Origin of the sequence: Salinadaptatus halalkaliphilus, assembly GCF_006543045.1 — an archaeon.
GTDB classification, from domain to species: domain Archaea; phylum Halobacteriota; class Halobacteria; order Halobacteriales; family Natrialbaceae; genus Salinadaptatus; species Salinadaptatus halalkaliphilus.
In genome coordinates, this window is record NZ_RBZW01000058.1 from 121,222 (window position 1) to 133,336 (window position 12,115).

Annotated in this window: 14 protein-coding genes; 2 read left to right on the forward strand and 12 right to left on the reverse strand. The window is 61.8% G+C overall.

Translation table 11 applies throughout. The features are described from left to right. Positions 1 to 253 precede the first annotated feature (253 nt). The 10 genes from D8Y22_RS17090 to D8Y22_RS17130 all read right to left on the reverse strand — a co-directional run bounded on the left by D8Y22_RS17090 (position 254) and on the right by D8Y22_RS17130 (position 8,964). Complete coding sequence (locus tag D8Y22_RS17090) at positions 254 to 1,060, reverse strand: ABC transporter permease (protein ID WP_141465900.1); 807 nt, start codon at positions 1,058 to 1,060, stop codon at positions 254 to 256. Beyond that, positions 1,053 to 1,985, reverse strand: a complete 933-nt coding sequence (locus D8Y22_RS17095) for an ABC transporter permease (RefSeq protein WP_141465901.1) — start codon at positions 1,983 to 1,985, stop codon at positions 1,053 to 1,055. The genes D8Y22_RS17090 and D8Y22_RS17095 overlap by 8 nt, the downstream gene beginning before the upstream one ends. 2 nt (positions 1,986 to 1,987) lie before the next feature. After that, positions 1,988 to 3,142 (reverse strand): ABC transporter ATP-binding protein, encoded by a 1,155-nt coding sequence (locus tag D8Y22_RS17100; protein ID WP_141465902.1) that lies wholly within the window; start codon positions 3,140 to 3,142, stop codon positions 1,988 to 1,990. Between the two features lie 21 nt (positions 3,143 to 3,163). Then, a complete protein-coding gene (locus D8Y22_RS17105) occupies positions 3,164 to 4,321 on the reverse strand; it encodes an ABC transporter substrate-binding protein (protein ID WP_141465903.1) in 1,158 nt (385 codons plus the stop codon). A 443-nt stretch (positions 4,322 to 4,764) separates the two neighbouring features. After that, positions 4,765 to 5,622 carry an endonuclease III domain-containing protein gene (locus D8Y22_RS17110; protein WP_141465904.1) on the reverse strand — a complete coding sequence of 286 codons (858 nt, stop codon included), beginning with the start codon at positions 5,620 to 5,622 and terminating at the stop codon, positions 4,765 to 4,767. Positions 5,623 to 5,711: 89 nt separating this feature from the next. Continuing rightward, complete coding sequence (locus tag D8Y22_RS17115; protein ID WP_141465905.1) at positions 5,712 to 5,891, reverse strand: hypothetical protein; 180 nt, start codon at positions 5,889 to 5,891, stop codon at positions 5,712 to 5,714. Positions 5,892 to 6,129: 238 nt separating this feature from the next. Further along, complete coding sequence (locus tag D8Y22_RS17120) at positions 6,130 to 6,543, reverse strand: DUF371 domain-containing protein (RefSeq protein WP_141465906.1); 414 nt, start codon at positions 6,541 to 6,543, stop codon at positions 6,130 to 6,132. Between the two features lie 62 nt (positions 6,544 to 6,605). Further along, positions 6,606 to 7,949, reverse strand: coding sequence for an alkaline phosphatase family protein (locus D8Y22_RS17125; protein ID WP_141465907.1), 1,344 nt, complete (start codon positions 7,947 to 7,949; stop codon positions 6,606 to 6,608). A 203-nt stretch (positions 7,950 to 8,152) separates the two neighbouring features. After that, positions 8,153 to 8,302 carry a hypothetical protein gene (locus D8Y22_RS22490; protein WP_174811896.1) on the reverse strand — a complete coding sequence of 50 codons (150 nt, stop codon included), beginning with the start codon at positions 8,300 to 8,302 and terminating at the stop codon, positions 8,153 to 8,155. A gap of 128 nt (positions 8,303 to 8,430) precedes the next feature. Continuing rightward, on the reverse strand, positions 8,431 to 8,964 hold the full coding sequence (locus tag D8Y22_RS17130; RefSeq protein ID WP_141465908.1) for an inorganic diphosphatase: 534 nt from the start codon (positions 8,962 to 8,964) through the stop codon (positions 8,431 to 8,433). Positions 8,965 to 9,165: 201 nt separating this feature from the next. Here D8Y22_RS17130 and D8Y22_RS17135 point away from each other — a divergent pair, with 201 nt between their 5' ends. Next, entirely contained in the window at positions 9,166 to 9,525 is a 360-nt protein-coding gene (locus tag D8Y22_RS17135; RefSeq protein WP_141465909.1) for a PadR family transcriptional regulator, read from the forward strand. On the opposite strand, the gene D8Y22_RS17140 is transcribed toward D8Y22_RS17135, so the two are convergent. Together D8Y22_RS17140 and rnhA are read right to left on the reverse strand one after the other, a co-directional pair. Next, positions 9,519 to 10,139 carry a DUF7108 family protein gene (locus D8Y22_RS17140; protein ID WP_141465910.1) on the reverse strand — a complete coding sequence of 207 codons (621 nt, stop codon included), beginning with the start codon at positions 10,137 to 10,139 and terminating at the stop codon, positions 9,519 to 9,521. The genes D8Y22_RS17135 and D8Y22_RS17140 overlap by 7 nt on opposite strands. 88 nt (positions 10,140 to 10,227) lie before the next feature. Further along, the gene (gene rnhA, locus D8Y22_RS17145) at positions 10,228 to 10,821 is read right to left on the reverse strand and encodes a ribonuclease HI (RefSeq protein ID WP_141465911.1); all 594 of its coding nucleotides are present in this window, start codon (positions 10,819 to 10,821) and stop codon (positions 10,228 to 10,230) included. A gap of 162 nt (positions 10,822 to 10,983) precedes the next feature. Here rnhA and D8Y22_RS17150 point away from each other — a divergent pair, with 162 nt between their 5' ends. Next, on the forward strand, positions 10,984 to 11,946 hold the full coding sequence (locus D8Y22_RS17150; RefSeq protein ID WP_141465912.1) for a transcription initiation factor IIB: 963 nt from the start codon (positions 10,984 to 10,986) through the stop codon (positions 11,944 to 11,946). The last annotated feature ends 169 nt before the right edge of the window (positions 11,947 to 12,115 follow it).

A 12,115-nucleotide genomic window follows, 5' to 3' on the forward strand; every position in this document is an offset into this window, starting at 1 on the left:
TGAAGCGGCGTTCGCCTGCTAGTTGCCCTGGCAGCGCCATTGCTCGCGGCCGTCTCGACGGTCGACCACGACGATCCGTGCGCCGTTTGTTCTCACAGAGTAGGTTTCCCGTATCGACGGAACCGACGAGGGTCCTCGCCGCGTCGACCCGACGACTCGAGAACGCGTCGGTGCGACGAGCCGACTCGAGCAGCGAACCGGAGGGAGCGAGAATCACGAAACGTTCTCGAGGGGGCCGACCTCGGCCCTGTGGTCAGGACAACTGTCTCGAGACCCACTCCAAGTTCGTCGCGAGCACCGCGAGGGCGAGCGCGACGAGCGAAAACAGGATGAGGAACGTCGAGACGACGCTGACCATCGGATCGAGCGCCTGTCGGATCTCGGTCCAGGCGAGGACGGGGATGGTCTCGGTACTCGCCGTCGAGAGGAACAATGCCATCACGAACTCCTGAAGGCTGATGATGAACGCCAGCAGGCCGCCGACGAAGACGCCCTGTTTCACGTTTGGCAGGACGACGTGGACGAACGACTGGATCGGCCCGGCACCGAGGTCGGCGGCGGCGTCGAGTTGTTGCCAGTCGAAGCGGCTGAACACCGACCGCATCACGAAGTAGACCAGCGGCGTCGCCCACAGCGTGTGAGCGAGCACGAGCGTCACGTACGAGCCGCGGATGCCGAGCTCGCTGAAGTACATCAGGAGCGTGATCCCGAGGATCACCGGCGGGATCAACAGCGGGAGCAGGACCAGCGGCCCAACAATCGAGCCGATCCGACTGTCGTCGTCGATCTCCTGGCCGAACGCGCCCAGCACACCTAGAACGGTCGCGAGGATCGCCGTGCCGACGCCGACGATGATGCTGTTCTCGAAGGCCGTGAGCCACCGAAGGTCGCCGAAGAACTCGCCGTACCAGACGAGCGAGTAGCTCTCCGGTGGGAACGCGAGCCGACCGGACGCCGCGAACGACGTCACGACGACGACGAGCAGCGGTAACACGAGCAACGCGAACAGTGCTAGATAGCCGGCGCGGAACGCGAGCGTCTCGAGCGTTTCTCTATGCAAGGTCGAAGTCACCTCCGAAGCGGTTGAGCACGAGCGTGATGGCCGTGACGCTGACGAGCATCAACACGAGCATGACGACCGACAGCGCGGCCGCGAGCGAGTAGCGCATATCGCCGATCATCAGATCCTCGGCGTGGACGGCGAAGGTGATGCCATTCGAGAGGAGGTCCGGCGCCGCGTAGGCACCGACGCTCCAGGCAAAGGAGATCACCGCCGCGACGATGATGCCGGGAATCACCTGCGGGAGAACGACCTCGACGAACGACCGTGGTCGGCTCGCCCCGAGGTCGCGTGCCGCCTCGACGATCCCCCAGTCCATCGTCGCCAGCACGCTGTAGATCGCCAACACGGCGTAGGGGAGGACGATGTACAACTGGCCGGCGACGGCCCCCGCCGTCGCGGGAACGAACTGGATCGGCTCCGAGAGTAGCCCCGCCGACAGGAGGACATCGTTGAACGTCCCCGTCGGCGACAGTAGCGGATTGAACGCGTAGGTCCTGATAACCAGCGTCGTCAACAGTGGCATGACGACCGACAGCAACAATAACGACTTGACGATCCCGCTCGAGCGCCAGATCGCATAGGCGTAGAACAGCCCGATGAGGACCGACAGCACGGTCACAATCGCACCCAGCAGGAACGAGTAGAGGATGATGTCGTGGAGTAAGCCGCTGTTGAACACGACGGCGTAGGACTCGAGCGACCAGGTGCCGGGTTCGTAGACGTGGTCGCTCGAGCCCTCGGTGACGCTGATCCGCAGCAGGATGAAAAACGGGACGACGAAGATCAGCGCCTCGAACGCGAGCAGCGGCGCCATCAACAGCAGCGCCTTCCGCGAACTCGACAGTTCCGCGAGGTCCGAGCGGGTCGGAAGCGCCGTCCCGACCGAGCCGACGAGGCCGGTGTCGGTGTTCGTCTCTGCCATCGCTAGATCCCAACCCGCGTTCCGTCGGTGTGGAACGCGAGCACGTCGCTTCCGTTCCACTCGATGCGAATCTCGTCGCCGACCGACAGGGATTCCTCGGTCGTGTCGGTGCGTTCGACAAACACTGACGAGTCGCCAACCGAGACGGAGTAGCGGACGGTCGAGCCTCGATAGAGGACGGTGTCGACCGTCCCGGTGACGGTGTTCAGGACGCTGCCGTCCGCGAGCATGGGTTCGTGCTCCTCGTCCGCCTCGCTCGCCGTCCCCTCGGCGTCGGACGCCAGTCGATCGATCGAGAGGATTTCGGGTCGCAGCGACAACTCGAGGGGCGTCCCCTCGGCCACCTCGTGGTCCTCGCCAGCCGGGATCGTGAGCGTGTCATCCAGTTCGCTCTCGACGGTGACGAGGTCCGGGTTGGCCGACTCGACGGTTCCCTCGACGAAGTTCGTATCGCCGAGGAAGCCTTCGATGAACCGATTCTTCGGGTTCTCGTAGATCTCGTCGGGGTCGCCGACCTGGATCAGCTGTCCCCCGTCCATGATCCCGATACGGTCGGCCAGCGTGAACGCCTCGTCCTGATCGTGCGTGACGTGGACGAACGTCTCCTCGACGTCCTCGTGGATCTCCCGGAGTTCGATCTGCATGTCCTCGCGCAGCCGCTTGTCGAGGTTCGACAGCGGCTCGTCGAGCAACAACACGTCGGGATTGACCGCCAGCGAGCGGGCGAGTGCCACCCGCTGTTTCTGTCCCCCACTCAGGTTCGTCGGGTCCTCGTCGTCGTAGGATCCCATCTGGACGCGCTCGAGCATCGTCTCGGCGCGTTCGTGGCGCTCGTCTTCCGAGACGCCGCGCATCTTCAGGCCGAAGGCGACGTTCTCGAGGACCGACTTGTGGGGAAACAGCGCCCAGTCCTGAAACACCGTCGAGGTGTGTCGGTCGTAGGCCGGCTGCTCGGTGACGTCCTCGCCGCCGATTCGGATCGCGCCTTCCGTCGGCGTCTCGAGGCCGGCGATCATCCGGAGCGTCGTCGACTTGCCGCTGCCGCTCGGCCCGAGTAGACACAGCAGTTCGCCGTCGTTGATCTCAACGGAGACGTCTTCGACCGCCGTCGTTTCGCCGTACTGTTTCTCGAGTCCCTGTAACGTAATTTCGGACATTGGATTGAGTGTGTGGTCGCGTTAGGACTCCTGTTGCATGCGGGAGAACTCGTCGGAGAGGTCGGAGCCGTGCTCCGAGAGATACTCCCAGTCCGGGAACTCGATGGTGCGAGCCTCCTCGTCGGTCGTCGGGAGGTCGTCCTCAAGTTCCGCAGGGTAGTCGATGTGTTCGTTGCTGAACATCATCGGGTGGTTCTGGGCCCACTCGGACTGGACATCGGCGTCGAGCAGGAAGTCGATGAACTGCTCGGCCTCGTCGTGCATCTCGGTCCCCCGAACGATACACCAGTTGTTCATCCAGCCGGTCGTCTGCTCTGGCATCGTGTGGGACAGATCCTCGTAGTCGTCGATGTCGAAGGCCGTCTGGTCGTAGTACCACTGGGCGATGTCGATGATGTCGTTCTCGAAGGCCTGCCAGATGTCCTCGCCGGAAGCGGCCCACTCCTCGACGCCCCAGTCCTCGATCTGCTGGAGGACATCGTCGTGTAGCGCGTCGTCGTACATCTCGCTGGCGCCGTCTTCGTCGTCCATGCCGATCGCGGCGGCGTACATCGGGTACCACCAGAAGCCGGTGTCGATGCCGACGCCTGCGCTTTCGTCGACGGCGTCGGAAGAGAGGTCGGCCCACGTTTCGGGGTCGATCTCCGCGTCGTCGCGGTGGATGATCGTACACGGCGCCCCGTCGACGGGCATCCCGTACTCCGGATCACGGATCTCGGTGAAGAAGTCCATGATCTCGTTATAGTTCGAGATGTTGTCGACATCGATCGGCTCGAAGAGATCGTCCTGCCGGCCGTAGTAGTAGAAGTTCCCCTCCGCGACGGTGACGTCGAACGGCGGGTCGTCTTCCGGCGCGTTCCGGATGTCTTCTAACACCTCGCCCCACCCACGACGAAGATCGATCTCGACGTCGTGTTCGGCCTCCCACTGGGAGACGAGTCCCTCCTCGAAGCGGTCGGCGTAGTTGCCGCTCCAGACCATCACACGCAACTGGTCCTCGGCAGCGTCTTCGCCCGCAAACGTCTCGGCGCACCCTGCGAGTGCGGCCGCCCCACCGGTCGCCGCCACAGATAGGAGTCGACGACGGGACGTCGCCGCTGTCCCGTCGGATTCGGTTGTCGACTCGAGCACTGATTCCGTCTCTTCGGTATCTGCATCCCGTTGTGGGTCTGCAGCCATTGGTGCCCCGGTTTTCCCGGACGGTGACATAAAACGGTTGTGGACTCGAGAGATTGTGGCAATTTTTTCTCCACAGTTCCCGAGACGTTCCCGAATCGTATCCGTTCCACCGCTCTTCGTGGAGGAGTACCTCGAGATCCGGTCGGTCGTGCCAGCCTTCCTGCTGGACACTGATACGGATTGCTGTAACGATTTGCCGGCGAAACCGCGACCCGTCTGCGGTTTCGGCGGTAACGACTTACAGTAAACCGTATGAGTCGTCGGGAAATCCGTCCTCGGAATCAGGAATCGGCTCGTCGCAAAACCCCGGATATCGCGCCGGGCGTAGATCGTCTCGTAGACTGTCGCTCGCTCTTGTCCGTGGACGAACGTCGTGCAGAGCCGAAACTGCAACTGTATAAATTTGCTGATCAGTGCGCGGGACAAACCCAGCGTGGAGTCGATCAGTCGTCGGCTTCGGCCGGGTCCACGACGTTGTCCGTCGCCGGATACACCCCAACCTGGTCACAGAGATCACCCAGTGGACAGGCATCGGGATCGTCGAGGCAGGCCGGCTTGCGTGCCGTGCAGTACTCGCGGCCGAACTGGATCGTTGCGGTGTGTCCAAAGCCACACTTCGCCGGGGGGACTTCACGCTCGAGGACGGCCCGGACCACCTCGTGATCGGCGTCGGCCGGTGCGATCCCGAGGCGGCGATAGATTCGATGAACGTGCGTATCGACGGGGAAGACGCCAGCGCGGCCGCCGGCAAACAGCAACACGCAATCGGCCGTCTTCGGACCGATGCCGCGGACCTCGAGTAGTGTTTCCCGAACTGTCTCGGACGGTTGGTCCGTCACGAAGCTGTCGAACGCCGCGGCCGAACCGAACGCCTCGAGCACCCACTCGGCGACATCGATGAGCACGGCTGATTTCTGATTATAGAGACCTGCTGACTTGATCGTTTCAGCGAGGGCGGACTGCTCGGCGGCTGCCAGCGCGGCCGCAAGATCTCCGTCCGCGGCCGTGATACTGTCTGCTTCGGGCTCGAGTTCGCGATCGGACCCCGCATTCCCGTAGCGCTCGAGCAAGGCGTCGTGGGCGGGCTGGCTCGCCACGTCGCTCGTATTCTGGCTCAGAATCGTCCGGACGAGGCAGGTGAAGGCATCCTGTCCGCCGTAGGTCTTCTCCCAGTACAGTTCCCCGAGCCGGTCGACGACCCGTTCCGCTCGCGTCTCCGCAGTCGCCGGATCGAACTCCGCCACGATATCGCCACCTGTCTCGCCCCCGCTGATGTTGCTCGAGGGTTCTCGATCGGGCATGGTCCCTAGTCAGGGCGCGTCGGTCATCGGTCTTTCTTCCGAACACCTCGCGATCTCGAGAGAGCGCACCCGGTCTGGCGACGAGTTGGTCACCGAGCCAGCGGATCGTCGATCTTGCAGGCGAACGTTTCACTGCAGTCCGGACACGTCGCCGATCGATCGAAGCTATCGGTTACCGACCCGATCTTTTGACGCGTCCTGAGTACTTTGCGATCGATATCGATGAAGACCTGTTCCGAACAGTGTGGACAGACCACCTTCTGTGCCATACGGTCTGATTCCAATATCGGTCCATTATCGTTACGGCCCTCATTTATAAACAGCCATTGTTTTCACACCACTATTGTCTAGTATACCTGGGAGTGGCACTCTCTACAACCGGCGTGCCGGCAGAAATCAGACCGGAGTGATACGGATTACTGTACCGATGTCCCGGCCCAGCCGCCGCCTGGGTCGGGGCTGGGCCGGAACTGACGGACAGGAAACCGTATGAGACAATCGTCTCGATCACTCGACGCGCAACGTCGCCGTCAGCTCTGCCCCGTCGGCAAGCGCTGCGACAAGAGCACGGTCGATCCCGTCGGCGGCACAGTCGGCCTCGAGCACGACCGTCCGATCGTCGACGTACTCGCTGGTCCGACCGACGGCGCTTCGTTCGTTGGTCAACTCGAGGGCCGGATCGCCGCGTCCGGTAACCGAATCGCGGTGGCCGTCGGCCTCGAGTTCCAGTGTGATCGTCGCGTCGTCGTCTTGACAGGCCTCGATAAAGCCGGGATCGAAATCCGCCGGCGCGCGGTCGGCCTCGATCGCGAGGATACAGTCGCCGGCCGGCGTAAGGAAGTCGTCGGTTGTGATTTCGAACGTACTTGCGTGTTCGGCACTGACGTGTTCGTGGCCGCGGGCGTGTATAACTTCTTCCATGGCCGTCGGTTTCGCTGCAGGTCGGAAAATGCCCTCGAAAGTCGCCCGCTCGGTGGGCTGGTCTAGACCAGACTCGCGCCGTCGAAGTCACCGCGACTGTACTCGATATCGAGCAAGTCGAGGATCGTCGGCGCGATGTCGAAGAGGTCGGCGTCGCCGATGGTCGCGTCGGGATGGTCGATGTACAGCGACGTATCGTCGAAACTGTGCATCCCGTTTCGTGGGCCCCTCGTAAAGACGTCCGAATCGCCGGTAAAGCCAGATTTGAGATCGAAGCCCTTGTTCGGAATCGCGACAAGATCGGGTGCGATGTCGTCGTGGTCGCCTCGGAAGGCCTCCTCTTTCTCGACGACACGGTCGACGACCGGATCGCCGTCGGGACCCTCGAGCGCCTCGAGGTCGGCCTTGAGTTCGTCGCGGACGGCGTCGTACTCGTCTTCGGGGACCGAACCACGTGGCTCCCGGCCCTCGAGATTGATGTAGAACCGGCCAGGGATGAACGAGTACACCCTCGTGTCGTCGGCGATGTCGCCCAGTTCCTCGGGCTCGTCGGTCCGGAAGGAGAGCCAGCCCTCCTCGCGAAGCCACTCGTTGAAGTGGACTTCGTAGTCCAGACTCGTAAAGCCGTGATCGGAAGCGACGACCATCGTCACGTCCTCGGGCAGCGCCTCGCGGAGCTGGCCGACGTAGTCGTCGACCTTCTGGTAGAACTCGAGGAACTCGTCGTAGTACTCGCCTTCGCGTTCGTAATCTTTGAACAGGAAGTGATTAACTCGATCCGTCGTCATGAAGACGCCGAAGAAGAGGTCCCAGTCGTCTTCCGCGATGTAGTGCTCGAACGCCTCGAAGCGAGCGTCGACGGTCGCGTGGGCATCTTCGATGAACTCGGCTTTGTCCTCCTGGTGGCCGAGTTTCGGATTGACGTCGATCCGATAGTCGAGCGTCTCGAGGTACGCCCGTGTCTCGTCGGGATAGGCCGCCTTCTCGAGGCCGGGCGAGAGAAAGCCCGAGACCATCCGCTGGACGTTTCGCTGTGGCGGGAAGGTAACGGGAACGTTCAGCACGGTCGCCTTGCGACCCGCCTCGTGGACGCGATCCCAAACGCGGTCGGCCTGGACCTCTCCGCCCATCGGGACGTAGGTGTCGTACGTCCCGACTTCGCGATCCTGAAACCCGTAGACGCCGGTTTCGCCGGGGTTCATGCCGGTCGTCAGCGACGGCCAGCAGGCGCTCGATTCCGGCGGCACGATGCTCGAGATCTCGCTGGCTGTCCCGTCGTCGGCGATCGCTGCGAAGTTCGGAAACAGATCCTCGTGCTCCGAGAGGAGACTGTACGGCACGCCATCGACACCGATAAACGCGACTCGGGGCGCACCATCGCCCCGCAACCGATCGAATAGGCCCATATGCGGTCGTTGTCCGACCGGATACAAGAAGGTTCGTTTCGAGACACTGTATTGCGACGCATCGACACCGCTACAAGGGTCGTCCTCGCGTCGTCGCTACAGGACTGGAGGGCGGTCGGCAGTTGGAGAGAAACGGGACGATCGGATCGCTTCGAGGCCCCAGAATTGATTCGCGCGACCGGACCGTGCTCCATCGACTCGTCTCACGCCTCTCGGTCGGTGTCGGCGGGCTCGAAATTCGTCGGGACGACTGTCGGGTGTGCCATTCCGGCGCCTGCCGTTTCGGACTCGTCGGCGACTGCGGATTCGTCGCCCGACTCGGTATTACGGGACGCGGGGTTGTGGACTGCCATACCGAGTGAACGTACGGCTCCATCCCGGTTAAAATTACCCATGCTCATAATGCATGGGCGCCGGAAGCGCGCATAACTGGTGAGCATCTACCAGGTGACAAGCGGGCTATACGGGTTACAGCAGGCCGTTACGAAAAGTGTTCTTCGTACAGCTCTTGGGCGTGTTCGATCGCGTCGTAGGCGGCCTGTTTGTCTTCCCAACCAAGCGTCTCGACTTCTTTCCCTTCCTCTAAGTTCTTGTAGGTCGCGAAGAACTCGTCGATCTCATCGAGTTGCTGCTGTGGGATATCCTCGAGATCTTCGATGTGGTCGTAGCGTGGGTCCTCGCTGGGGACGGCGATGACCTTGTCGTCTTGCTCGCCGTCGTCGTCCATCTTCATCAGCGCGACGGGACGGGCTTCGATCACACAGCCGGGGAACGTCTGATCCTCGACCAGCACGAGGACGTCGAAGGGATCCTCGTCGTCGTAATAGCTCTGTGGGATAAAGCCGTAGTCGCTTGGATAGTGGACGTTGCTGTGAAGCACGCGGTCTAAGACGACGCCGGGAACGTCTTTATCGTACTCGTACTTGTTGCGCTCGCCTTTGAGACACTCGACGACGGCGTAGATCTCTTCTGGCGGGTTCGGTCCGGTCTCTAGGTCCTCCCAAAGGTTCACCATCTACCGGAGATTCCACGGTCGATCAAAAAGTACTTTCGTAATCACGTTTCAGTTGAAACTGACGGCTGGCAAACAGCCGACAGACAGAGACTCACCACAACGACACATTCGGTACGTACTCCGTCCGGTAGACGGGGTCTAACGGGCACCAAAACCGAATAGTTGGCAAGTCTTAAATAGTCTGGTGACATTTACAGATCTATGTCAGAGGCACAATCAATCACCGGCGAACAGAGCATCGCACGCGAACTCACAGCGTTCCAAACGAACATCCTCGTCATCCTCGCCAAGGAGCCGATGTACGGGCTGGCGATCAAACGCGAACTCGAGGAGTACTACGGAACGGAAGTCAACCACGGCCGTCTCTACCCGAACCTCGACGAACTCGTCGAGCTCGGCCTGGTCGAAAAGAGCGAACTCGACAAGCGAACCAACCAGTACTCGCTGACCGACGACGGCTACGAGGCCGTCCTCGACGGCGTCCGCTGGACGCTTTCGAAGGTCGTCACCGGCGACGACCGAGCCGACGAAATCGAAGCGATCGTCGACGAGAGCTACTGAGACCGGTAGTCGGGCACCGGTTCTCCGGTCGTCTCGTAGACGTGGGTGATCGACTCGTCGATTACCGCCTGCTGGTCTGCAGACGGCCACGCATTTCGCACGAAATACTCCGTCAGAAACTCCGATAGCTCCGGCCCCGTCAGTGACTCGATCGGTTTTGCGTAGTGGTTACTCGCGAACGTCGCGAGCGTTTCGGCATTGTCCCCGTGAACCTCCCCGTACGCTTCGCGAACGTCGCTTGCGAGCGCGTCGTTTCGTTCCGCGACGGCGTCCCAGTCGTCGGGATCTGCCGTTCCTTCGAGGGGAATCTCGATCGCTCGCGACAGATCGTCGATCCTACCGGTTCGAATGACGCCGTCCTCGTGCCATTCGGCCGGGTGAAGCACGAGCACGTCGTCGCCGTCGTCGTCTCGAATGCGCGCAGTGAACTCGTGTTCCGAAAGGAGCACCTGCCGTCGATCGAGATACGCCGTGGCTTCGTTCTCGTCCGTTGCAGTCCGCTCGAGCCGCGTCAAGCGTTCGGCTTCCTCACGGACCTCCCGTGGGAGATCGTCGCTCTCGTCGCCGTCAGACGGGCTCTCGTCGCCACCAGTCTCGTCCGTCGCGTCGGTCATGTGGAACTGATTCGGCTGCCCGCTTTACACGTTTCTCGGTCTCGATCGAGGCCGACAGTCCTCGAAGACTCGGCAACCCTACGGCTGGCTATCCGTCGTCGAAGGCCTCGTTGGCGAGCTCATCGGCGCGGCTGTTGACCTCGCGGGGGACGTGCTCTAAGGTCCACTCGTCGAAGTTTCCCAGGAGTTCGTGGACGGTGACGCGCCGCTCGCGGAGTTTGGGATTGTTCGTATCGTACTCGCCTCGAACCTGCTTGACGATAAGTTCGGAGTCACCCCGAACGTGAAGTTCGTCGTAGTCGTAGTCGCTTGCGGCCTCGAGGGCGGCGATCAGCGCCTCGTACTCGGCCTGATTGTTCGTCGCACGACCGATCCGCTCGCTGCCTTCGGTGACGATACCGTCACCGGTGACGATCACCCACCCGATCGCCGCTTCGCCGGGGTTTCCGCGGGCTGCGCCGTCGAAATAGACGTGGGCGCGGCCGCCACTCTCGCGGAGTAAAGCGGTTATATTCTGGGGCGCGTTTCCTTGAACGACGATCTTGTCGTCGTACGCGACCGCCGTTGCGCCGCCACGGCTCGCACGCCAGCGCTCGTGATCGGTGTTGCCGGTTTCGACCGAGACGCCTGCATCGTCGAGACGATTTCGAGCGGCGTCGATGTCGCACTCGATGACGGGCATTCGTGCCTGTGATCGCCCAGGTCCGGATAAAGTCTTTCCGGTTTGAAATCGCAAACCCGGCTCCTGAGGCGCTATATCGTGCCAAATCCGGCACTAACAGTTCGTTACCAAAAACTCGTCCCAAGGGTTTATGTACCATGGTGATACTACTATAAAAGTGCGATGACACGGTCCACCCGCCAGCGGGAGCGAACGCGTGAGACGGACGAGACCGAGGATCAGGAGGGGGTACGTGCCTGTCCCGAGTGTGAATCGGAGAATCTCGTAAAGGATTCCGACCGGGGTGAGCTCATCTGTGAAGACTGTGGGCTCGTCGTGGAGGAAGAAAAGATAGATCCCGGGCCTGAGTGGCGGGCGTTCAACCACCAGGAACGACAGGAAAAATCCCGCGTCGGTGCACCGACGACCCAGACGATGCACGACAAGGGATTGACGACGACCATCGACTGGAAGGACAAAGACGCCTACGGGCGCTCGATTTCCTCGAAAAAGCGCAGCCAGATGCATCGGCTGCGCAAGTGGCAGGAGCGAATTCGAACGAAAGACGCGGGTGAGCGCAACCTGCAGTTCGCACTGAGCGAAATCGACCGCATGGCATCCGCACTGGGCGTCCCGCGTTCGGTTCGGGAAGTCGCCTCGGTCATCTATCGGCGCGCGCTCAAAGAAGACCTCATTCGCGGCCGATCGATCGAGGGCGTCGCGACATCTGCGCTGTATGCCGCCTGTCGCAAGGAAGGCATTCCGCGCAGCCTCGAGGAGATCTCAGAAGTATCCCGGGTCGAACGCAAGGAAATCGGCCGCACGTATCGGTATATTTCCCAGGAACTCGGCCTCGAGATGCGACCCGTCGATCCGAAAAAATACGTCCCGCGCTTTTGTTCCGAACTCGAACTCTCCGAAGAAGTCCAGACGAAGGCCAACGAAATTATCGAGAAGACGGCCGAGGAAGGATTGCTCTCGGGGAAATCGCCGACCGGCTACGCCGCGGCTGCGATCTACGCCGCCTCGTTGCTCTGTAACGAGAAAAAGACCCAGCGCGAGGTCGCAGACGTCGCGCAGGTCACCGAAGTCACGATCCGGAACCGATACCAGGAACAGATCGAAGCGATGGGTATTCACGGCTAAGACTCCGGCTTCGTCCACTCACCAACTATCCGTTTTATCAGCAGTGCCAGTCACGCAGCAGTCGCCACGCACGGCAACCGACGGTATCTCCCCGAATCCGCGACGCCCATCACTGATACGGATTACTGTAACGATGCCCCGGGCTCGTCGTCCGGATCTGGGGTGGCGT